Source organism: Photobacterium rosenbergii (assembly GCF_033022775.1).
In the GTDB taxonomy this organism is placed as follows: Bacteria; Pseudomonadota; Gammaproteobacteria; order Enterobacterales; family Vibrionaceae; genus Photobacterium; species Photobacterium rosenbergii_A.
On the sequence record NZ_JAWJZI010000007.1, the window covers coordinates 37,991 to 60,027 of the forward strand.

Genomic DNA, 22,037 nt, shown 5'->3' on the forward strand with positions numbered 1-22,037 from the left:
TGGCGGTACCCTCGCTGCCGGAATAGCGCTACAAGGCCTGCTTCACACCGTTACAGTACACATCCAGCAGTTGCAGTTCTTGGTCCAGCACCAGAATATCCGCGTCTTTGCCGGCCTCAAGACGACCTTTTCGATCCGCCACCCCAGCTAATGTTGCCGGATTTTCACTGGCGATTCGAGCCACAGAGCACAACCCGTAATCGAGGCGATCCACGACAGCCCTTACGGATTCGAGGAAGTTCATCTCCAGCCCTTCCACCTCTTTGTAACAGCATGGGTTGACCTGCTTCACCGTGCCGTCGTCATGAGTCAGAAACAGCTGACCGCCTTTGACATTAAAGGTTTCTTTGCGAAGGTAATGGTAGAACTCATAACCATCCGGAAAGTCAGCGTAGCCCATACAGTCTGTCATCATTACCAGACGGCGATCTTTTTTCAGCCGATACAGGATATCGAAGGCTTCATGGCGAATAGTGATCCCTGTTTGCTTGGCCACTTCTGCATACACGTCCTGGTGATACATCAAGGCACCCACCACACCCAACTCTCGATGGTGGAAGCCACGCATCCCGCTGAAGGCATGGGTGAAGTGGTTCAAACCTGCTTCTATAGCTTCAGTGATCTGATCAAACGTCGCTGCGGTATGGCCAGCCGATGCCGTGACTCCCTTGCTGCGCATGTGGCGGATCAAATCCAAACTACCTTCTACCTCCGGAGCCAGTGTCATCAAACGGACATTGTCCCCCGAAAGTGCATTGAAGCGTTCAAAACCTTCGATACTCGGCTGCTGGATACTGTCCTCCCGCTGCAACCCCAGATACTCAGGGTTGATGTACGGACCTTCCATATGCACGCCTACCGGCTCGGCCCCCATTTCGGGGTGATACTCGGCAATATGTTCTGCCGCTGCCTGCAGCGAGCTTTCGAGGAAGTCATTGGGCATAGTGCCACTTGTCGGCAGATATGAGGTCACGCCAACCTTCGGCAGATCTTCGCTCATATGACGCAGAGAATCGACCGTGCCTTTATAGGCAAACGAGCCTCTCCCCCAGCCATGGATATGGATATCGATAAATCCCGGCATGATGCTGTGTTCGCTATGATCGATATACTCGCCGGCATACTCATGGTGGATAGCCGTGATCTTACCGTTATTGACCTCCAGGAAGCCTGCAATCTCACCGTCTGGCGTAATGATATGATCCGATTTTATGACGAAATGGCCCACTGTTATTTCCCCTCCAGAGCCAATTGGGCAAATTGCTCGGCAATTTCCGCACACAGCCCGGTGTAACAAGCAGGATCAAGCATCTCCTTAATTTCCTGCTCGCTAAAGTGCTCGGTGATCACCGGATTACTAGCCAATACAAGGTTGTAATCGATCCCCTGATGGGTACTTTCCATCGCCAGTTCGTACACCAGTTCATGAGCTGGATCTTTACCCAAGCGCTCAACCAAGCTCATCATGATTTTCTCACTGTTGATCAAGCCTTTGGTGATCATCACATTGTCGAACATCCGCTCGCGGTTAATAACCAGAGTCCGGGTCAGCTCCTCGGCTCGCAGAATAATCTCAGCCATCAGCTCAACACTTTCCTGCAAGCTGGCGTCGTAGATGAAATATGCCGAACTATCGGCTTCAAACGGACGAGGGGCAACATACATGCTGGCGGTTTGTACTGAATACAGCTTCTGCGAGTTGGCAATGATCCCTTTTGCCAGCTTCGGATTGACCTTCTGCGGCATGGTGCTGCTGCCAACGGTTCCCTTGGTAAAGGCTTCCGACACTTCACCAAACTCTTCACTGGAGGTTTGATACACCTCTTCGGCAATCTTGTGATAGGTCGTTGCCAACAAGCACAAGTTAGTGATGTACTCAGCACGGAAAATGCGAGTATTACGAGATGGAATTGGCATCGAATGCATCCCCAGCATCTCAGCCACACGATCCTGTACTTTGCGGCCTTGCTCGCCAGTCGCATGGAAGGCTCCGACTGCGCCACCCATCATCACGGTGAACACGCGCTTTTCGGCTTCCTGCATTCGCTCTTTCGCCGCCATCAACTCGTTAATCCACACCGCAACCTTATAGCCGTAGGTAATCGGTAGCGCGTGCTTGCCATGGGTACGTCCCGCCATCACGGTATCTTTATGCTCAGCCGCCAAGCGCCCAAGGTTGACAATGGTACGGTCGACAAAGTCCATCAGCTTGTCGTGGAATTTCTTCACCTGTAATAGGTGGGCACTCTGCTGGATATTCTGTGTCGTCACACCGTAGTGAACATACTTACCGCTCTCCTCATCACAAGCATCCACCAACACTTTGATAAGAGGCACAAAACCATGGCCGATTTTTTCCAGCAGCTCATTCATCCGCACCAGATCAATCTTGTCGATATGACTGTTTTCCGCAATGTTACGGGCGGCTTCAGCAGGGATCATCCCGATCTCAGCCTGTGCTTGCGCCAGCGCTGACTCGAGATCAAGCCAAGACTGAACACGGGCATCGTTGGAGAAGAGATCTTTCATCCCTTCATCATCAATAGTTTTGCTCTTTGAATCATATAATGCGCGCATCAGTTATGCTCCCTGGGCTAAGTTGTCATCGACAGCGTTACGTACAAACTCGACATGTGGGCCGAATACGACATGGACATGGTTACTGGATGGGATGAACGTCCCTGATGAGCCAGCGTCTTTGAATTTCTTCACATCAATAATTTTCTGATCTTTAACGTCGATTCGCAGGCGGGTAACACAGTTTTCTACCCGTTTGATATTGCCTTTACCACCTAGGGCTTCAACTACGATATCAGCGATCTTGCCGTATTCTTTATTGATAAGCAGCGTGCTATCACCTACATCCTTTTCGCGGCCCGGCGTCGCGACATTAAACTTCACGATGGCGTAGCGGAACACAAAGTAGAACACCACGAAGTTGATCAGGCCAAGTACCACCAGGCTCAGCCACTGGGTGTTTTCGTACATCAAGCCAAAGATACCGAAATCAAAAATTGTCCCTCGGATGTAACCCATAGAAATTTCAAGGTAGTACATCGGAACCGTCAACAGGCCACACAGCAGGGCATAGACAAAAAATAGTTTTGGTGCGATGAACAGGAAGGAGAACTCCAGCGGCTCGGTCACATTACCCAAGAATGCCGTCAGCACAACAGTCAGAATCAGACCTTTCGCAATAGTCTTATTCTTGGCAAATGCGGTGTGGTACATCGCCAGACCAATAGCCGGAATACGGAACAAGGTGGTTAGCATTTGCCCCGGAGCCAAATAAGCCGAAAGGGTTGGCATATGCTCCTGCCAGGCTGGGTGATTTGGGCCTAATTCGAACAAAATTTGGTTCATTGCAGGCAAAATTCCGGTGTAACTCACTCCATCAATCACATAAATACCGCCCGCCTCAGTAAAACGAAGCGCAGAGCTAAAGACATGATGCAGGCCAAACGGGATCAACAAACGATTAAGTGTCCAGTAAATACCCGGACCAAAGCCTTCTGCCATAAACACACTCGACAGGCTCACCATCGCCGAGGTAAACATATTCCAGATAAACGGGATCAACAGGCCAATCGGCACGATCAGTGCAATCGAGATGATCGCCACGGACTTCTTACCACTGAAGAAAGCAAACGCGAGAGGTAACTCCAAACGGTAGAACCTGTCGGTGACCAAGGCCGCCACCAAGCCAGCGATGATCCCGCCCAGCGCCTCAATCTTGAGGGTATGTACCCCTAACACAATTCCCTGGCCAACCAAGCCTGGGTTGTCCGTGGTCAACGCACCAGTTAATTGCAAACTGACCTTCATCGATATCAGCAATGTCAGGTAGGCAATAACAGAGGCAAATACGGCAATCCCTTTTTCTTTTTTCGACATGCCGTAAGCCACGCCCATTGCGAAAAGCAAAGGAATATTCGCAAAGATAACACTGGCAATATCACGGAGGGATTGGAACAGTGTGGTGAAAAATTCATTACCAAGAAGAGGCAGCTTTTCAACCATATACGCTTGCCCAAGCGCACTCGATACACCCATGATCATGCCAACCGGGGCTAACACCGCGATGGGGAGAAGCAAGGAGCGACCAAATGTCTGGACTTCATTTTTGAAGTTGGAACTCATTGTCGGGTACCTATTAGATTAATTTACCCTCATCATAAAATTTTGCTAAGGGCTATCAAGGCAAGAAAATCAGCTAAATCTGACGCACAAAGTGCCCTTAAATAAAATGCTCTTTAAATTGGTTTTTTAATAAATGCCGTAACTCATCCGGAGTCAGGTGTTGGATCTCCTCAACAAAGCGTTCCACCGGGATCTTCCTGGCAGAGCGAGACAAGCCGAGTTGCTTAAGCGCCCTTAAATCGCTTTCTCCAAGCTGAAAATCCACTTTGACCGACGTTTTGCCATGGAATGATAAATAACGGGATATCTTATTGGTAAAGGTGATCAGTACATCGTATTGATCTTCAGGTATATGAATGATCTCATTGCTATTAACAATCCCTTTGATATCAATATGAAAATGAATCTTTAGCTTTTCAATAAAGTATCCCAACTTATTAAATGAAGAGTTACTAACGAGATAAACCCTAGCCCTCTCTCTATCAATAGATTTGTTTTGAACAACATACTTTTTTATTACCATAGTGATCGTTGCGAGCTGGTTTTCATTCAAAACCAGATCTACACACCTCTCGACATCCGAGATGTATTGCTTCACTAATTGATAGACAAAAGCATGATTTTCCTTAACTTTTGATAATTTTTTATCAGGGAAAGAGATTTTCAGCTTCGCTTGGGTTAAACAACTTTTAATAACACTATACAAGTCGGCAAAGAAGTCACTTTTGTTATGGATATGTGTTTGAATACTGTCACAAAAATTCTGGGAAAAGTACTCAATCCTTGGTGTAAGCCGAGGATCATAACAATTATATTTTCCGGCATAAAAAGTTAGAGAGGCGATAATTCGGCTAACAAGCAGATTTTCTTCACGACTGTCAAAAATAAGAAAGTATTGATTTGATAACCAATCATCAATATCTAACGGCGATAGCTGACTACCCCGTTTCATCCTCAATAAGGTCAGAGAAAAATAAATGATCAGGAATTTCTTCGAATTATAGGAAAGTCGAACCTGGTACTGCTGTTCAAGCTTATGGAACATAGCCACCGCATCATTGAGGTAGTCCCGACAAGCTGACAAAAAATGTCTGGCTATCAATCTATTAACCGGCGTATTGGAAGGGTGCTCAATTAGCGAGTTATCCTTGTCCAGTTCCAGCGTATTAAGTACCGTTTTGGCCGTATGTATACGGACCTGTGCTTCTTCGCCAGTTAACCTTGTACCTTTCTTTACGACGGTTTCATTTTCGAGTCCCAAGCTTTTAAGGGTTGAAAGTATATATTTCCGGTCATTTTTTAGCGTGGTGCCACTTACATTAAACAGAGTATAAAATTGCTTTTTATTTACCGTATCCGATAAAGCCATTTCGACCAATAATGCCTTTACTCGCTCATTGGCATTAGTATGATACTGGTTCAATGATAATTGATTTAAAAGCTTCGTATATCCAGAATAAGAAAAGTTTGTGGTAATATTTTGTTTATCGAAGCTAATAAAATCATTTACCTCAACTAAACCATTAATTTTATTAATACTTCTTGCTATGGTTGATTTGGTTTTATTAAAATGGCTCTCAACTTTATTAAGGGGAACAGGTGCATATTCTTGAATATATTTGGCTAAGGCTAAATCAAAGCTATTCATTACTTCACTTCAATAGTTATCCGGCGGCAATATTATATAGAAAATCCGCACTCATCGTATTTTGCAACAGCAATCGGTGACAGAACTCACAAATATACCCGGCATAATGAGCCCAAGATGATAATTCGTATTCGTTGTTCAATGCCTGGACCTAGCCAGGCAGGCGGTGAAAGTGTGTGGCTTATTTGCTGCTGGAGCCACCGTGCTGCTCGTCTCGGAGCAACTGGCGCAGCTGGTCAAGCTCGTGACGGAAGCCGCCGTTGAGCAGCGGGAAGCGGGCAAACGTCTTGGGATCGAGTGAGTCCAGCTCGATGTGGAAGCCCGGCGCACTCCTGTCCCTTTTCCACTGGTTGCGGTTGAACAGCTGGTAGTAGCGAAACAGGTGGTCCGCCAATGTCTTCGGCGGGATCTCGGGAAAATGCCGTCGCAACGCCCGATAGGTATGTTTGGGCTGGCGCCGCAGGATCAGGTTTTCCAGGATAATTTGATCCAGCACCGGAAACGGCATCAAGTCCTCCTCATCGGTCTGTGCCCTGGGCCGCAGCTCGGCGGTGGGCTGCTGATTGACCACCCCGGCAAGGCTAGCGATGACATAGCGGTCTATACCGGTATCTATCCCCTGCCCACTGGTATTCAACCAACGTAACAATTGCCGGATCCGGGTCTTGCGAACCCCGATCACGGGGGCCAGGACACCTGCGGTATCGCCATCCTGGGTCATATAGCCCACTGCCGATTCGCTGAGGTTGCCGGTTGTCAGCAACAACTTGTGCTCGACATTGGCCATCATCCACACCCCCGGCGCCCTGCTGCGTGCCTGGATATTCTGCAGCGAAATATCATCCCCCGGATTATTCCAGTCCAGCCTGCGGCCGACCGTCTGCTCCACCTGCTGGGTGTAGAAGCGGATAGGCGTATCAATGGCCCAATGGACAAACTTGGCACCCAGTCCCTGGGCCAGTGACTTGGCCGCATTCAAGGTGGTCTCGCTGCTGTTGGCTGACTGTTGGTAGATACAGGTCAGCAACTGCTGGGTAATATACCTTGCCATGCTGTCGAGTGACTCAGGTCCCATCGCCTGGTCGCGACAGAACCGAACCAGCGCCGGTGGCAGGCCCGCCCCCGGCACGCTGAGGTACTCTGCCAGAGCCAGCCGCACCATGATGGCAGCCTCGCAGGCAACCAGGGCCGAGTCGGCCCCTCCGCTAAGCGACAGGGTAAACCCAGCCGTCGCCGTTTTCCTCATCCAATCATGCAACCCCAACGCAATGGCACGCACCGCCTCTTCGTTGTCCAGGCAAGGGCTTTGCTGCCAGCGCTGGCTGGGTGGCAGTTTACTGTCCACTTCCCCCTCCGGCGCCAGCCACTGTATTACCGCCCTGGCACTGTCAGGCCGGTACTCGGCGGCAACCTGACTGCTGATCCGGTGTACGCTGCGGTTTTCCCACAGGTCGATATCCGCCAGGGTGACACTGAAAGGGCGGTAGAATAGCCTGGGCCCCCGGGCTATAAGTTTGCCCGCCGAAGCAACCATGTTGCCGCCGTCAAAAATCGCACGGCCGGATTCACAGCCGTTCAGATTGGCATAGAGGTAGGCCGCACCGAACGCCCGGGATCCCTCGATGACAAACTGCCTGCGGATTGCCTGCTTGCCGATGGCAAAGTGGCTAGCACTGGGATTGATGATGATATCCACCCCGCGCTCGAACAGGCTGACACCCGGCCTGTCGGCTATCCAGGCATCCTCGCAGATCTCGAAGCCCAGCCGGATCCCCGACAGGTTGCACACCACATCGCCGACAGGCACCTCGCCGCCGCCGATTTCAATCGTGACCACCTCCCCCTTCGGCCAGGGATTGAACCAGCGGTTTTCGTAATGGATACCGTTCTTGGCCAGGTTCTGCTTGAGATAAATCGCGACGATTCGGTTGTCACCGTCCCGGCCCCGCAGCAACACGGCGGCCCCGTTGTAGAGCCGGTGCTTGATCTCCACCGGCAACCCGGCGACCACCGCGACGTCCTCGGGAATTGCCAGCCGCAGTGCCTGCTCCAGTGCGGTTTGGGCCACCCCTTCCATCAGGAAGGCATCTTCGCAGCCATAGCCGGTGACCGACATTTCCGGCATCACAACCAGTTGCGCCCCCTGCTCAACCGCCTGCGCCAGTGCCCCCTGCATATGGGCAAGGTTGGCACTCCAATCCAGCGGCGTCTGGTTGAGGCTTGTCACGGCAACGCGAATACGAGATGACATCAGGTCAATACGAGATATATTAAGTTAGCAATAAAACCAAAGACAAACATCCATATACACGCTTTGATATAGAGCCATATTATTCTTGTCATGCTAGCCCTCTAACCCTTGTGTTTGGAGTCATGGTTCAAAGACTTTCAGGGCACAGGAATATCGCTCTCCTCGTAGCCCGGATCTCACAATGGATGACTCGGATACGCTAATCATAGCCACGGCATCCGTTCTCAAATGTCTCAATGTGGCAACTCGCCCGAGCCAACATACGCGCTATCACCCAACCAAAGGTTGAATGCCACTTTTCCCTTAAGCTGGCATAGCCTCACCCGTTACCACCGAACAACCATTAGCTCGGAAGGTTATTTATGACAATTAGCCGCTGGGATAGCTGTGATTGGAGTGGTACGTTAAATTTGACCTTGTTTTTAGAGGTTTTGTGATTAGATTTAACAGGGGAAAAAGCAAAGATGCAGGGAAATGGTACATATTACAAAACGGAGTAGAGGCAACCTGTCGCTTTACCTCAATATCCAGAGCAAACCCGGTGACCATCAATACCACTCGCAAACTAACAAAAGTAAAGGCAGCTTCGCTATGGAAGCTAGCTGAGCCCCCTTCCTTGGTACTGCGACTTCCGCTGACACAAAATAAGGATCCCCCTTATCAAAAAAGTCAGCACTGCAGACAAAATATTAATGTACTTCCCTTATACACCTTCTAATTTTGACGCAGACGCTGTATGTCTTTTTGGGGTGGAAGCCCAAACAAACGACTGTATTCACGGCTAAACTGCGACGCACTTTCATAGCCAACCAGATTGCTTGCCTGAGTCGCATCCAAGCCATTTAACAGCATTTGTTCTCTAGCCTCCTGGAGGCGTAAGTTTTTCAAATATTGTAACGGACTACTTCCAGTCAATGCTTTGAAATGCAATCTAAAGCTAGAGGCGCTCATGTGTGCTTGATCGGCTAGTTCATTCATCCTCACTGTCTCGGTGAAGTTTTTCTTCATCCAGGTCACAATTTTAAGTATGTGATTGCTGGGAGAGCCCATGGAAGCGATGTGACGTAATTGCATACCATGCGGCCCATGTAAAAGTCGAATAATAAGTTCCTGTTTAATCAACGGAATTAAGCTGTGAAGATACTCAGGTTCTTGCACTAACTCCAAAAGACGACCCATGGTTCGGTATATCCCGTCATCCATTTTCTGGATGGAAATGGGGTGGTAATCAAAGTTGCGGTCTGGTTTATCGAGTTTCAGCTCCGCACACGCCTGCATGATTTGGTCGTAATCCAGTTTTAATACAATCGCCAGAAAAGGCTGATGCCGCGTCGCCTCAGTGACATGAGACACAATCGGCGTATCAAATGTTGTCAGCATCGATTGACCAGCTTCCACGGGCATTTGCATATTATCAATCGCCAATTTTTTACTGCCTTGGAGGATCAACGAGAATCCGAGGCTATAAATGCAATGCAGTGGTGCAGTGGGGGTATTTCGGATATGAACTTCTAGTCCCGGTATTTCCGTCGTATAGCTGCCTTCTTTACTGCTATACGCTCGCACCTGGTCTACCAGAGTCTGGCTTGCCTTACTGTTATTCATAACTATCACCCGCTATTTCTCGTACACCTCCATTATCGTATTTTTCATCGTATTTTTGAGTTAGTTCCTGCGATGAAATCTGTCCTCCCATTCGCCCACGTTTTACGTATTGATGAGTGAAACTTATCGCACCATTTGAGCGTACTAACATCTCGAATTCATCGATAAAATGTTGCTCAAATTTACTGTTAAACGTATTAAAAAGAACCACCTTCTTGTTAGTAAAATCATTATTTCCAACGAATTGCCAGAGAGGCGGTGCCGGACTGTACAACCAGATAGGCGAACCCAAATACACGGTATCATATTGGGTCAGATCGATCTGAGCCGGTGAGATTTCTGCTACATTGCTCCTCGCGTCATTTAATGCACTGATCAAGCCTGGAATCCCAAGCTGGTATTTTTCAGCCAAAATCTCATAGACATCGCCATCGGTTTTATTCGCAATATGATCTGCCAATACCCCGGTATTCCCTGAGCGAGAAAATACGACAATCGCCGTCGTTATCTTTCGTGGCTCCGTCCCAGACCACTTGTCCTTATACGACTTGTTTTCAGAATATTGCGAATTCTCAATGCGCGTAACCACAAAAGCCACAATAAACAACAAGATGGCCAGAGCGAACAGCAAAATCATTATCCAGCGAACCATAAGCGCCCCCCTTAAGTATTAGAAAGAGCAATCGCTTGATTGCAAATAATGTGAATCATGCGCTCTTCTAATTCTCGAAGAGCGCATTCGGGTTATTTATTTGAGGTGTTCAGCCAGGAATGTCGCGACTTTTTCCATCGCCTGTCCCACCGCTTCAGGGTGATCATATAGTTCGTAATGTGACCAGTTCTTCAGATCAACCAGTTGGCGATCTTTCGACGCTACAGCTCGGCCGTAAATCTCCTGCCCATCACGAAATGCACCGAACGCCCCGACTTTCTGCCCAACCACCGCCATAACTGGTTGAGTCATTAAGGTTTCCGCAAAAGCAAATGCATCCCAACTTAACGTTTTCTGTGCATGAGAGAACAACATACGTGTTGCGCCACCTTCAGTCTGTCCTCGAGGTGTTTTGTAGTAATCTGTTGCTTCAAAAACATCACGCTCCGTCAAACCATTTTCTTTGGCAAATTCAAGGCTTGGCGGTAAAAGTTCATTCACTTGCAGTTCAGCGCCACGGACTTCCGCAGTGCGTTGCGCCGCCATAGCTTCAAGAGCGCCGATTGGGTTATACAAACTAAACCCTTCACGGAACAAACGTCCCACGTTAACCGGCGTAATACCAACCACCGCTTTTAAACGTTTTTCTGTCAACGCCGAGTTTATAATATAACCACCACCGCCACAGATCCCCAATCCACCGATACGGGTTTCATCGACATAAGGTATTGTCATCGCATAATCGATCACGCGGCTGATGTCCTCAACTCGCTGCGTTGGGTCTTCCACATAACGAGGAAAACCACCCGACTCACCTTGGAAACTTGCGTCAAAGGCGATGACGACATAACCCAACTCCGCCAGAGCTTTGCCATAAACAGCACTGGATGTTTGCTCTTTACAACTGCCAAATGGATGGACACTGATCATGGTCGGATAACGTTTTGATTCGTCAAAGCCGTCCGGAAGCATGACTAACGCAGCCATATCCCAGGTCATATCAGCATTTCGGAAAGTCACTTTTTTGATGTTCATCATTCAACTCCTGCTGAAGGCTTATGACATTGAGCCTTCATGATTAATTGGCTTTCGGTTACAGCGTGCGTTCAAAGAATGGAGTCATCGCGCCGATCGCTTCAGCAATCGGAGACTCTCCGTCGTAGAGATCCATGTGATTAGCTCCGTCAACGATATACATTTGCTTATCGTTGCTCGCGGCACGAGCCATAAGGTCATCACTCATCCATTTACTGCCTGCATTGCTACCAACAACGGTAATTAAAGGTTGAGTTAAGAAAGCTTCTGCTTTAAAGAACGCATCATAGGCAATGATTTGTGTTAGGCTACGAGCGGTCGCGAAGCCAGGTGCTGTGCAATAGGCCGCGCGATCGGTATGGTAATACTCCCAGGCCTGACGCAATTCTTCGTTAGGTGCATCTTCTTCTTTCATTGGAGCCATTGGGATTGTCGCAGGCTCGGTACCAATCGCATCTGCGGTTCTCGCACCAGAACCAGCTTCAAGAAAAGGAATGGCATCGTTGTCTTTGACATCATTGTCCCAACCATTTCGGAACATTTGCCCAATGTTCACCATGCTCACGGTACCCACCGCTTTGATACGACGATCATTAATCGCTGCGTTTGCGGTATAACCAGCACCGGCACAGATACCCATCGCACCAATGCGATCGTTGTCGACATAATCCAGAGTCGTTAGGTAATCAATAACCGCACTTACATCTTCAGTACGTACATGAGGGTTTTCCAGTTGACGAGGACTCCCCGTACTTTCACCTTGATAAGAAGCGTCATATGCAATCGCGATAAAGCCTTGTTCAGCAAGCTTTTTAGCGTACGTGCCCGCTGTTTGTTCTTTGACACCGCCACCTGGGTGCGAAACGACAATCGCTGGGTAGCGTTTGTTCTCATCGAAGTTTGCAGGGAAGTTAATCAGTCCGGCTAGCGTAATATCCAGACCGTTTGTGTTTGGGAAGTAGACTTTGTTCATTTGGATTGCTCCTAACTAGAGTTCGTCATCATCAGGAGGAATTGATGTACCAACGATTATCGTCTGCTCCTGACATAGGACTAGTATAGGTAGGTGGCAATTCGTATGTTTGCCTAAAATGACGAGCTACTTGCCTGATTTGTCTTTTATGCCTGAAATAACAAAGCTTGAAGCCTTTCTTGAGGAACACTTAGCACAAAAAAACCATAAGATACTGATAAAATTATATTATTAATTTAACGCCAAACTTTATCCTCTGTGTAATCCAACAAAATTTTAGTGTTGGCTCAGGGTTTACTTCATCGATTGATGACGGTTATACCAGTCTAAAATCGCAAAAAAGGCAAGTACAAATCCTATAATACAAATGACAAAATAAGGTAGATGAATAAGAATCAATAATCAGAGGATAAAGCTGCATGACCGACGGGATGATGGACAACTTTTTCGTTCCCTACTGCCAACATAATTAGGCTGGCTACCATTATCGTCATGACATTCATAGCATAGTGAATGATTCGAACGGGATTTATCGTAACAATCTCATGCGCTTCGGCATGCTTTGAATGGAGCCAAATACCAACGCCCAAAGTGAAATCGTAATCAATAAAGCGCAAAAATCCGTAAATATTGTCATCACGATAGTTTCACCAAGCGCGATGATAATGGAGAAAAAGTTCTACCGCTCAAGCATATGTTCCGCATCAAAAGGAAGTTATTCAAAGTTTAAACGATGCTCTGGAATTGGGTGAGCGAGATTAGCCCCCAGTAAATCAATGAAGACAAATTGCCCCACCAGAAAATCCGTGTTTCTGAATCAGCCTGCGCCCCCATAATCCACATCGGCGAGACAAATAGAAGCCATATCAATAGTGCCTCGAAGTGAAGATGATAATCTTGGGTTGGATATTGGTAATCGTCCAGATTGTGCGTCCAATCTGAATGCATAACATAGGCAGGGTCGCTATTTCGGCAAAACCTTGCTAGCTTAGATGCTCAGCAAGATGATGTGATAGCTGTATTAGGGCAATAATAAATGAGGTCAAAAAACAGCTCCAAAGGCGCAATTTCATAGTCTTTTCGTTTTCGCATTGCGGAATCCCTGCGGGCTTTGAAAAGGCCACGGTCACTGAACCCTTACTTAGAATTTCATCATACAGAGCTTGGGTTGAATACGTTAAATCATAGGCGGTCACCTAAGGACTGGGCAAACAAAAAAGGCCCTAATCAATAGGGCCATTGGACGAAAGTCAATGATGCATACTCGACATTACGACTGAACAGGAAACCACCCTGGCATCGACTTTATGATTTCCCATAACTTCGCAGGAACTTGCAGCTCTTCGGCGCTGTCAGCCAGATCTAACGCCTTGCGAATATCCAGGTCACGGCCAGCTTGCGCCATTTCGACCCAGGTTGGGTTCATCACCAAGCTGCGTCCTACTACAACAAACGGCATCCCAATGTTAAGCACGTTGCGAGCCTCATCAGGAGTACGTACCTCACCGGCAGCCATCAATGGAACTCGATCAGCCACACGCTCGATAAAACGTTGAGCCGTCGTTTTACCACTGGTGTCATCCTGCGACTGACCAGAAATAATGTTGTACAGCGAAGTGTGCAAGTAATCGATATTACCTTCTTCAGCCAATCTTTCCGACAGCACTAACGCATCATCAATCCGCAACGATCCCTCGCCCGGCTCTTCCGGTGAAATACGATAGCCGAGCAAGAAAGGACGGCTTGCATGTTCAGATATCACTCTGTGAACTTCACGCACTACTTCCAGAGGGAAACGCATACGGTTTTCAAGAGAACCGCCCCATTGGTCATTGCGTTGATTAAAGAGTGGCGACAAGAAGTTCTGAATCAGAAATCCATGCGCACCATGTAGTTCTACCCCATCAAAACCCGCTTCAATCGCTCGACGCGTGGCTTGGCCAAAATCACGAATCAATTCCAGAATTTCTGCTTCTGTTAACTCACGGCTTGCCAATTTACCATCGTTAAATGGCCCTTTCGGTGCAGCAACCGCGCTGGCACTGACCAGTTCGCCATTCGGAATAAGATCTGGAACCGCTTTGTTACCCGCATGGAACAGTTGTAACACCGCGACTGCGCCGCCACTTTTGGCAGCATCCGCAAGTTTAGTCAGGCTGGGAATAAAGCGATCGTCGTACGCTGCAAATTCATCAGTAAACCCAACCCCGCTCGGCTGAACATGGCTGCATCCGGTTAACATCAAACCCACACCTTGAGAACGAGCGCGGTAGTACATGAGTTCTTCATCTGAGATAGTTTCATCCGGATTTGAAGACCAGGTTGTCATAGGTGCCATGACAACTCGATTACGTAATGTGACACCACTATCAAATGTAAATGGTTGAAATAATAAATCTTTCATTTGTATCTATTACCTTTAAAAACACTATCTATTTGTGTAACCCATTCATCAATTAAGGATTGAGTTTCACTCAGCCAACGCTGACGCGTGTTAGAAATCGGTCGATTGCGTGAGACTTGCAAACTCATGAGTCTCTACAATTCGCTTCTCTAACGACGGCATCACGAAGTCAATGGCGTCATTGCCGATCAACAGTTGTCGTGGCTGTTTGTCTAAATTCGCAACCTGAACAATTACCTTGGCCAACTTGGCCGGATCCCCTTGCTGCTGGCCGTCGGCTGTAGCAAGCAGGGCACGAGCGTTGCCATAAGGCACGTAATCGTCAATGTGGCTTTGACCGTACTTCGCCGACCTGTCACTGAGGAACTCAGTGCGGAAAAAGCCCGGTTCAATTGCCGTCACTTGAATGCCCAACGGCGCAACCTCATCGGCTAAAGCCAGAGTCATCCCTTCAACGGCATATTTTGAAGCGGAATAGAAAGTCGCATTGGCAACCGCTTTGACGCCAGCAATCGAAGACGTATTAAAAATCCGCCCACTGGCCTGACGCCTCATCACTGGCAGCACCGCACGTAATACGTTGGCCATGCCAAATAGATTGGTCGCAAACTGGGCTTCAATTTGCTGTGCCGTTGCTTCCTCAAAACGTCCCAATAAGCAATAACCAGCATTGTTGACCAACACATCGATACGGCCAAAACACTTTACGGCTTCGCTGACTGCAGACTGAGCCTGTGGCTCACTCGTGACATCCAACTCTAAAAATTCGATGAGATCTGTGGGTACGTTAGCGAAGAGCTTCCGAAGACGCGCTATATTGCGGCCAGTCGCCACGACTTTATCACCCTGATCCAAAGCTGCTTTAACGATGGCTGTTCCCATACCTCGGGTAGCGCCTGTGACAAACCAAATACGAGTCATAATTTCTCCTCAGTAAAATAAGGGTAAAAATGTACCGTCATTCAGAAATATCTTCGTTAACAAAAACGGAAGACATTAGCGCTCCAGTACACGCCCCAAAAGACGTGCACATATAAATAACAGTGAGAATGAACGCGCTGACCAGAAAGGTATTTCGTCAACGCAGAGCGTGCTTACTCTTACATGAAATAGGGCTTATCGCCGTCGGTATTCGGTTTATTGACACCGAGGTTTGCACCCACATAAGTCGCTGGGTTTAGAATGACTTGCGTAATAAGATCACCGACACTTTTTCGTGACACGACCGTACCTTTGAATGCTTCATTCTTCGCTGTGATTTCATAGTCCACTTCGTCTTCATCAGTCAGCCAAGCCGGACGCAGAATGGTGTAATCCAAACCCGACGCTTCGATTGCATCAGCCGCTCGCCGATAGTACTTTAGCGGCTCACCAATAATGGCATCGTTCCATTCGCCAAATTTGCCAGGGATTTCATCGTAGATCCCCAGAGACAACACGAAGATCAGACGCTTCACGCCAGTTTTCTGCATTGCATTGAGCACAGCGGCTGTCTGGGCATCGAGATCATCACCGGCTAAATTGGCATAAACAATATCCTGGCCAGCCATCGCGAACTTGAGCTGTTCTGGGTCTAACACATCGCCCACCACAATTTTTGCCTTCGCGGAGACAACATCAGCGAGTTTTTTGGGGTTACGCAGCAACAACGTTTGATTGACTGTGCTTTGCTCATTCAAAGACTTCACAACCCACTGCGCAATTTGCCCACTAGCACCCAGAACAAGAACGTTACTCATATCATTTTCCTCTCCAAAATCGTTTTGATGCATATGATTCAGCCGGAACCTCAGTTGCCATCGATCATAATCGCCCGGTACTTAGCGCCTTTAAAACGGTACTGCACAACCTGTTGGTAGGCCGGGCTGTAATACCAAGCACGTGCTGCGGCTTTAGTCGGAAATTCCACAATGACCGCACCTTCAGGTTCTTCACCTTCGAGTGTTTCCAATGCGCCGTAAGACGAAAGCACCTTGACCGAATGCCCCTCAAGGGTTGAGGCGACCAAGTCCATATAGGTAACCAGTGCCTCTTGGTCTTGCGTGCTCTCGCGAGTAAAAACTATGTACGTTGACACTTAATATTCCTCAAAATGTATGTAGCCGTTCGCGGCTTATCAGCCCGACTCGCTTGCGGCTACATTGCACTGAGTGGACATGACGGAAATAATTTGGCCACTGCCCATTCTCCGTGACCGCTTACTTCAGTGTCTCATTGAAGAACGAAGCCAACTGCGCTACGGCTTCATCGACATATTGTGGTACGTCATACAGAGACATGTGATTGGCACCGTCAACAACATAGAGCGTTTTATTCTCGCTGGCCGCACGGACAATAAGGTCATCGCTCATCCATTTGCTGCCTGCTTTGCTACCTGCAATCGCCAGGATAGGTTGAGTCAGGAAAGATTCCGCCTTGTGATACGCGTCATAAGTGATGATCTGATTCAGGTTACGGGTGAGTGCATAACCCGGTGCGTTTGGATGTTCACAGCGTGGTGTATGGTAGTATTCCCATGCTTCGCGCAGCTCCGCATTGGGAGCATCTTCTTCACGCATCGGAGCCAGTGGGATGATCGCATACTCACCGCCACTTGCATCTGTAGTACGAGCATTCGAACCAAATTCCAAATAACCCACTGCGTCAGCATCCGCCACAGTATTGTCCCAGCCGTTGCGGAACATCTGGCCAATATTCACGGCACTCACCATGCCCAATGCTTTGATACGACGATCATTAATTGCCGCATTTGCGCTGTAACCCGCGCCAGCACAGATACCTATTGCACCAATCTTATCGCTGTCGACATAAGGCAGTACGGCTAGGTAATCCACCACAGCGCTGACATCTTCAGTGCTTACATAAGGATTTTCCAATTGGCGCGGCTCGCCAGTGCTTTCACCTTGATACGAGCGGTCAAACGCAATGGTAATGAGGCCGTGTTCTGCAAGTTTTCGGGCATACAGACCCGCCGTTTGCTCCTTCACGCCACCACCAGGGTGGGAAACAACGATGGCTGGATACTGTTTGCTTTCGTCAAAATTGCGTGGGAAGTTGATCTCAGCAGAAATCTCGATACCTTGACCATTTAGGTTTTGAAAAGTGACTTTAGACATGTCTCATTGCTCCTGTAGCGATTCACCGTTCGTCATGGGATGACGTAAACTTGAAGCAATCTTAGTGAACGAACTGTATATGATAAATATCGTTTCACACACATGAGTGTTAAGTTAAACTAAACAAATGCCTATTGAACCTTCTCTTATCTCTTCACTAACGTGGTTTGCTCACATTGCTCGCCATCGAAGCTTTACGAAAGCCGCCTCAGAAATGGGGGTAACGCGTGCTGCATTGTCGCAGCATCTAAAAGCGCTGGAGCAGCAACTCCAGGTGCGGTTGCTGAATCGCACTACTCGTAATATGTCACTGACAGACGAGGGACAACGTCTACTGGATATTATGCATCCTTCTCTGACAAGCATTGAGCAAGTCGTTAACGAGTTAAATGATTCCCACATTGAACCGTCTGGACTGATACGTATCAGTTCATCCAGGACTGCTGCCAGACTTCTTATCGAGCCACATATTGGTGAGTTTTTGTCACGTTATCCAAAGATACGGTTGGAGTTAATGATGGACGACGGGTTCACAAATATCGTGGCAGATGGGTTGGACGCAGGTATTCGCTTGGGAGTAAGTTTGGATGAACATATGATCGCCGTTCCCATCACTCCCCCTTTGACGACTGCAATCGTGGGCTCCCCTAAGTACCTGAAAAAAAATGGGGTTCCGCAAAGCCCAAAAGATCTGGAGATGCACAACTGCCTTGCCTATCGATTTACTTCCAGTAACACACTCGATCATTGGTCGTTGACGGCGCCAGGTTCTGACAGTCATACCGTTGTCTTTGAACCTAAAGGCAATGCGGTGTTCAATGATGACAACAGTATGCTCCAAGCTGCAATTCAGGGGGTAGGATTAGTTAAGCACATTGATTTATGGGTACAAGAGCCCATAAAAGATGGAAGATTGACGCGAGTTCTTACTCCATGGTGCAAACCTTTCCCAGGCTTTTACCTCTATGTTCCTTCACGCGAACAGATGCCGAAAAAAATCAGAGTTCTCATGGACTTTCTGATAGAAAAGCGGGAACTTTTCACCTAGCAACAACTCAATGAACTGTTGCGTAAATTTCGGTGTGCTTATCTATTTTGGTAATAGATTGAACATAAAGAAAAGACCAACAAGAAGTACACGATAAATCTTGGCGCAGACGAACTTGAAAAGGTTCTTTACACGGAGTGTTTGAGCTGACGACGATACAGAACGCCTAGCCCGTTTTATTGTTAAACTACAACAAAAATAGCTTATGCACGCTTATCATGCCAATTATGCAAGGTATTAAGGAAAATATGCAGGGATATGGTGCAGATTACAAAACGCCAGATGGGTGGAAGCCCCACCAGCCACATCTCGGCACACACGTCGCTCGCTGCGGCTGCTCCCTTCCGGGCCTGACCGGGTTCACGAGTTAGTGTTGCGAGAGGACCAGCAGGGCCTCCATAGATTCTTTGTCTCTTTGCGAGAACGGGATGGATTATCCGCTATGGCCGGAGTGATTGCAATAGCCCAACCACAGATTCCCGGCCGACTGCCGATTTATTGCCCAAACCTTCCCAATTTCACACAGTTACTGGCGCTTATAGCTCTTCTTCTGGGTCTTCCAGCAGGTACTCCCCGAGTAAAGCGCCGCCCAGCACCAATAGCCAGGCAACCAAGATCGGATTGGGCACCTCAAACCAAGGCACGAGCACTAGGGTCGCAAAACCCACCGCAGGCAGTATCCACATCATTCGTGGCACCCACTCATTGAGTTTGCTATTTGCCATACCTTGCAGGGAGGCGATCAGGCCGGTCACACACAGGGCAACCAATGCAGCATGGGCTAAGCCCCCCACCCACAAAGGGATCACCAAAAACAGCGGCCACCAGGTATTGCCCTGAACGGGTCGCCAACTTCGAGCGGCGATCCAAATTACGCCAACGGCCAGAATCTGGATAATGGTATAGAAGGGCGCTCCCTCAAGCTTGCCTTCAGTCTGCAGCGCCATGAGGCCGACATCCATCGCCAGCACAATCGAGATCAACAGCGCCGCCAGTTGCCATGAGCTTTTAGGCGAAAAGCTGACAGCAAACACCGGCAGCATCATAAAGACGCTGATTGAGAGCGCAATAGGCTGTTCGGGTAACACAAAACCGAAAGTGCCCAGGCCTATTAACAATAGCCAGGCAGATACGCCACCCTGTGGCAACAACCACAAAGCGGGAATGGCAAGGGCCAGTGCAGGCAGCTCTCCTTGGCTTTGCCCCAACGCACTAACTCCGACAATGGTCAACGCAATGCTGACCATAACAAGTAACGCGGCATACAACATGGCAGCACCTCCTTGCGTTCTCTGATAACCGTAATACCATGATCGGCAATCAGGTTTGTATGGTACAGATATAAATATGGATGATTTTGCGGCGCAAATCTACAGCCAAGTTCACCAAATTCCACATGGAAAAGTGGCAACTTATGGTGATATTGCCAAATTTGCCGGTTTTCCCGGCTATGCACGCCAAGTCGGGCGCTTAATGGCAACCTTGCCGGAAGGTTCAACTATCCCCTGGCACCGGGTGATCAATGCAAAAGGGGAGATTTCCTTAACAGGACACGATTTGCAACGCCAACGCCGTAAACTGATCGAAGAAGGGGTGGAAGTCAGTGAGACCGGCAGGATCAAACTCCGGCTTTACCGCTGGGATGGTTTTTGATGCCACCCTAAATGACTTGCTCATTCAGGGTGAGAGGAACGCTGACGGGAATCTTGTCGGGAAAAAGTTACTTCACTTTCACCAAAACAAGTTCTTTATGGATAGTTTCGGCCGGATCGGTCAAAACATGGTTTGCCGTGTCAGTGATAAACAGCAACTTGCCATCCACCTCAATACGCGCACTCACAGCATAGGTGTGGTTCGCAACGATTTCCTGACGAGAAAAATTCAGCTGATACTCAAACGGCACTTGTTGGCCATCGGCCAGAAAAGCCTGACTGCTGATCACCTCTGCAGCCACATCCATCTTCGACACATCAGCCAGCGTAACCGTAATTCGGGCATTACCTGGCAATGCAATACGCTCTTTGTAGGTCAAGGTTCCCGTCACCGCTTCCAAATCGGCATCTTGTTGTACCAGGCTAGTACATGCCGATACAATCAACGCCACTGCCAAAGCCGAAATCAGTGCAAAAACCCTTTTCATTTTTTCTCCTAAAGCAAAACTGTCATTTTCATGTGTGACCAGCACTTGAACTCACGCTTAAACTAAATGATCATCACTTATCAACAGAAGAGTTTTTTCACTCTCCCACGGTGCGTAATAATAACATTAATTTTGGAGATCCGATGAGCAAAGAACTGAATGAACTTCTCACTCTGCTACATTTAGAGCAGCTTGAACAAGGATTATTCCGTGGACAAAGTGAACATTTGGGTTTACCACAGGTTTATGGCGGCCAAGTGCTAGGACAAGCCCTGTCAGCGGCGAAAGAAACCGTCGATGAAGACCGTCAGGTCCACTCCTTTCACAGCTACTTCTTACGTCCAGGGGATCCCCATAAACCCATCATCTACGATGTCGAAAACCTCCGTGACGGCAACAGCTTCAGTACCCGCCGGGTAAAGGCGATTCAGTATGGTCGCCCTATTTTCTACATTACCGCTTCTTACCAGGCGGAAGAAAATGGCTTCGAGCACCAATCGCCAATGCCGAATGCGCCTTCCTATGAAGGCTTGATGTCTGAGCAACAACTTATTTTATCCATGGCTGATAAACTGCCGAAAAGTGCAGTGAAGCACTTTGGCCGCGAACGCCCTATTGAAGTTCGCCCTGTCAATGTGGTCAACCCGCTGGCACCAAAACCGACCGAAGCCAAACAATATCTGTGGATCAAAGCCAACGGCGAGATGCCAGATGACCCGCGTATACACCAGTACGTACTGGCCTATGCATCGGACTGGGGGTTCTTGGTCACCGCACTGCAACCGCATGGCGTAAGCTTGTTCGACCCACAAATGAAAGTCGCAACCATAGACCACTCCATGTGGTTCCACCGCCCGTTCCGTATGGATGAGTGGTTGCTATACGCCATCGACAGCCCATCGGCCAGCAACGCCCGAGGCTTGGTACGAGGTGAAATATACAACCAGAAAGGCGAACTGGTTGCTTCTGCGGTGCAGGAAGGGTTAATGCGTCATACAGGAGAGAAATAGAGCGGAAGATACCAC

The 22,037-nt window shown here is 48.3% G+C and carries 19 protein-coding genes and 1 other RNA gene; 3 read left to right on the plus strand and 17 right to left on the minus strand.

Annotation, left to right across the window (positions count from 1 at the left end):
* Positions 1–28: 28 nt before the first annotated feature.
* From nagA to R2X38_RS17020, 14 genes are all read right to left on the minus strand, one after another.
* A complete protein-coding gene (gene nagA, locus R2X38_RS16955) occupies positions 29–1,228 on the minus strand; it encodes an N-acetylglucosamine-6-phosphate deacetylase (protein WP_317523510.1) in 1,200 nt (399 codons plus the stop codon).
* A gap of 2 nt (positions 1,229–1,230) precedes the next feature.
* Positions 1,231–2,577 carry an adenylosuccinate lyase family protein gene (locus R2X38_RS16960; protein ID WP_317523511.1) on the minus strand — a complete coding sequence of 449 codons (1,347 nt, stop codon included), beginning with the start codon at positions 2,575–2,577 and terminating at the stop codon, positions 1,231–1,233.
* A 3-nt stretch (positions 2,578–2,580) separates the two neighbouring features.
* On the minus strand, positions 2,581–4,140 hold the full coding sequence (locus R2X38_RS16965) for a PTS transporter subunit EIIC (protein WP_317523512.1): 1,560 nt from the start codon (positions 4,138–4,140) through the stop codon (positions 2,581–2,583).
* Between the two features lie 97 nt (positions 4,141–4,237).
* The gene (locus R2X38_RS16970) at positions 4,238–5,788 is read right to left on the minus strand and encodes a PRD domain-containing protein (RefSeq protein WP_317523513.1); all 1,551 of its coding nucleotides are present in this window, start codon (positions 5,786–5,788) and stop codon (positions 4,238–4,240) included.
* A gap of 181 nt (positions 5,789–5,969) precedes the next feature.
* Positions 5,970–8,039, minus strand: coding sequence for an NAD(+) synthase (gene nadE / locus R2X38_RS16975; RefSeq protein WP_317523514.1), 2,070 nt, complete (start codon positions 8,037–8,039; stop codon positions 5,970–5,972).
* 714 nt (positions 8,040–8,753) lie between these two features.
* Positions 8,754–9,644, minus strand: a complete 891-nt coding sequence (locus R2X38_RS16980) for an AraC family transcriptional regulator (protein ID WP_317523515.1) — start codon at positions 9,642–9,644, stop codon at positions 8,754–8,756.
* Positions 9,637–10,296, minus strand: a complete 660-nt coding sequence (locus R2X38_RS16985) for a flavodoxin family protein (protein WP_317523516.1) — start codon at positions 10,294–10,296, stop codon at positions 9,637–9,639. Before R2X38_RS16985 ends, R2X38_RS16980 begins: the two co-directional genes overlap by 8 nt.
* 96 nt (positions 10,297–10,392) lie before the next feature.
* A complete protein-coding gene (locus R2X38_RS16990) occupies positions 10,393–11,331 on the minus strand; it encodes an alpha/beta hydrolase (protein ID WP_317523648.1) in 939 nt (312 codons plus the stop codon).
* 58 nt (positions 11,332–11,389) lie between these two features.
* Entirely contained in the window at positions 11,390–12,304 is a 915-nt protein-coding gene (locus tag R2X38_RS16995) for an alpha/beta hydrolase (RefSeq protein WP_317523517.1), read from the minus strand.
* Between the two features lie 1,270 nt (positions 12,305–13,574).
* Positions 13,575–14,708, minus strand: a complete 1,134-nt coding sequence (locus R2X38_RS17000) for an NADH-dependent flavin oxidoreductase (protein WP_317523518.1) — start codon at positions 14,706–14,708, stop codon at positions 13,575–13,577.
* 90 nt (positions 14,709–14,798) lie between these two features.
* On the minus strand, positions 14,799–15,629 hold the full coding sequence (locus R2X38_RS17005) for an SDR family oxidoreductase (RefSeq protein WP_317523519.1): 831 nt from the start codon (positions 15,627–15,629) through the stop codon (positions 14,799–14,801).
* 179 nt (positions 15,630–15,808) lie between these two features.
* Positions 15,809–16,447, minus strand: a complete 639-nt coding sequence (locus R2X38_RS17010; RefSeq protein ID WP_317523520.1) for an SDR family oxidoreductase — start codon at positions 16,445–16,447, stop codon at positions 15,809–15,811.
* A 50-nt stretch (positions 16,448–16,497) separates the two neighbouring features.
* On the minus strand, positions 16,498–16,785 hold the full coding sequence (locus tag R2X38_RS17015; RefSeq protein WP_317523521.1) for a DUF1330 domain-containing protein: 288 nt from the start codon (positions 16,783–16,785) through the stop codon (positions 16,498–16,500).
* Between the two features lie 121 nt (positions 16,786–16,906).
* The gene (locus tag R2X38_RS17020) at positions 16,907–17,824 is read right to left on the minus strand and encodes an alpha/beta hydrolase (RefSeq protein WP_317523522.1); all 918 of its coding nucleotides are present in this window, start codon (positions 17,822–17,824) and stop codon (positions 16,907–16,909) included.
* 127 nt (positions 17,825–17,951) lie between these two features.
* Between R2X38_RS17020 and R2X38_RS17025 the strand changes: the two genes are divergently transcribed.
* Positions 17,952–18,872 carry a LysR family transcriptional regulator gene (locus tag R2X38_RS17025; RefSeq protein WP_317523523.1) on the plus strand — a complete coding sequence of 307 codons (921 nt, stop codon included), beginning with the start codon at positions 17,952–17,954 and terminating at the stop codon, positions 18,870–18,872.
* A 293-nt stretch (positions 18,873–19,165) separates the two neighbouring features.
* Here the strand turns inward: R2X38_RS17025 and ffs are convergent.
* Both ffs and R2X38_RS17035 read right to left on the minus strand, forming a co-directional pair.
* Positions 19,166–19,262, minus strand: an RNA gene (gene ffs / locus R2X38_RS17030) — signal recognition particle sRNA small type.
* 146 nt (positions 19,263–19,408) lie between these two features.
* Entirely contained in the window at positions 19,409–20,143 is a 735-nt protein-coding gene (locus tag R2X38_RS17035; protein ID WP_317523524.1) for a hypothetical protein, read from the minus strand.
* A 76-nt stretch (positions 20,144–20,219) separates the two neighbouring features.
* Between R2X38_RS17035 and R2X38_RS17040 the strand changes: the two genes are divergently transcribed.
* A complete protein-coding gene (locus tag R2X38_RS17040) occupies positions 20,220–20,525 on the plus strand; it encodes an MGMT family protein (RefSeq protein WP_317523525.1) in 306 nt (101 codons plus the stop codon).
* A gap of 67 nt (positions 20,526–20,592) precedes the next feature.
* Here the strand turns inward: R2X38_RS17040 and R2X38_RS17045 are convergent, their stop codons facing one another.
* Entirely contained in the window at positions 20,593–21,012 is a 420-nt protein-coding gene (locus R2X38_RS17045) for a YbaY family lipoprotein (RefSeq protein WP_317523526.1), read from the minus strand.
* Between the two features lie 143 nt (positions 21,013–21,155).
* Here R2X38_RS17045 and tesB point away from each other — a divergent pair, with 143 nt between their 5' ends.
* Positions 21,156–22,022: an acyl-CoA thioesterase II gene (gene tesB / locus R2X38_RS17050; protein ID WP_317523527.1), complete on the plus strand. Its 867-nt coding sequence runs from the start codon at positions 21,156–21,158 to the stop codon at positions 22,020–22,022.
* Positions 22,023–22,037: the final 15 nt, after the last annotated feature.

Coding starts and splice junctions, on each gene's coding strand:
- R2X38_RS17025 (WP_317523523.1), top strand. CDS start 17,952: ATGCCTATTGAACCTTCTCTTATCTCTTCACTAACGTGGTTTGCTCAC.
- R2X38_RS17005 (WP_317523519.1), bottom strand. CDS start 15,629: ATGACTCGTATTTGGTTTGTCACAGGCGCTACCCGAGGTATGGGAACA.
- R2X38_RS17010 (WP_317523520.1), bottom strand. CDS start 16,447: ATGAGTAACGTTCTTGTTCTGGGTGCTAGTGGGCAAATTGCGCAGTGG.
- R2X38_RS16990 (WP_317523648.1), bottom strand. CDS start 11,331: ATGAACATCAAAAAAGTGACTTTCCGAAATGCTGATATGACCTGGGAT.
- R2X38_RS16995 (WP_317523517.1), bottom strand. CDS start 12,304: ATGAACAAAGTCTACTTCCCAAACACAAACGGTCTGGATATTACGCTA.
- R2X38_RS16960 (WP_317523511.1), bottom strand. CDS start 2,577: ATGCGCGCATTATATGATTCAAAGAGCAAAACTATTGATGATGAAGGG.
- R2X38_RS17045 (WP_317523526.1), bottom strand. CDS start 21,012: ATGAAAAGGGTTTTTGCACTGATTTCGGCTTTGGCAGTGGCGTTGATT.
- R2X38_RS16980 (WP_317523515.1), bottom strand. CDS start 9,644: ATGAATAACAGTAAGGCAAGCCAGACTCTGGTAGACCAGGTGCGAGCG.
- R2X38_RS17000 (WP_317523518.1), bottom strand. CDS start 14,708: ATGAAAGATTTATTATTTCAACCATTTACATTTGATAGTGGTGTCACA.
- tesB (WP_317523527.1), top strand. CDS start 21,156: ATGAGCAAAGAACTGAATGAACTTCTCACTCTGCTACATTTAGAGCAG.
- R2X38_RS17020 (WP_317523522.1), bottom strand. CDS start 17,824: ATGTCTAAAGTCACTTTTCAAAACCTAAATGGTCAAGGTATCGAGATT.
- R2X38_RS16970 (WP_317523513.1), bottom strand. CDS start 5,788: ATGAATAGCTTTGATTTAGCCTTAGCCAAATATATTCAAGAATATGCA.
- nadE (WP_317523514.1), bottom strand. CDS start 8,039: ATGTCATCTCGTATTCGCGTTGCCGTGACAAGCCTCAACCAGACGCCG.
- R2X38_RS17035 (WP_317523524.1), bottom strand. CDS start 20,143: ATGTTGTATGCCGCGTTACTTGTTATGGTCAGCATTGCGTTGACCATT.
- R2X38_RS16985 (WP_317523516.1), bottom strand. CDS start 10,296: ATGGTTCGCTGGATAATGATTTTGCTGTTCGCTCTGGCCATCTTGTTG.
- R2X38_RS16965 (WP_317523512.1), bottom strand. CDS start 4,140: ATGAGTTCCAACTTCAAAAATGAAGTCCAGACATTTGGTCGCTCCTTG.
- R2X38_RS17040 (WP_317523525.1), top strand. CDS start 20,220: ATGGATGATTTTGCGGCGCAAATCTACAGCCAAGTTCACCAAATTCCA.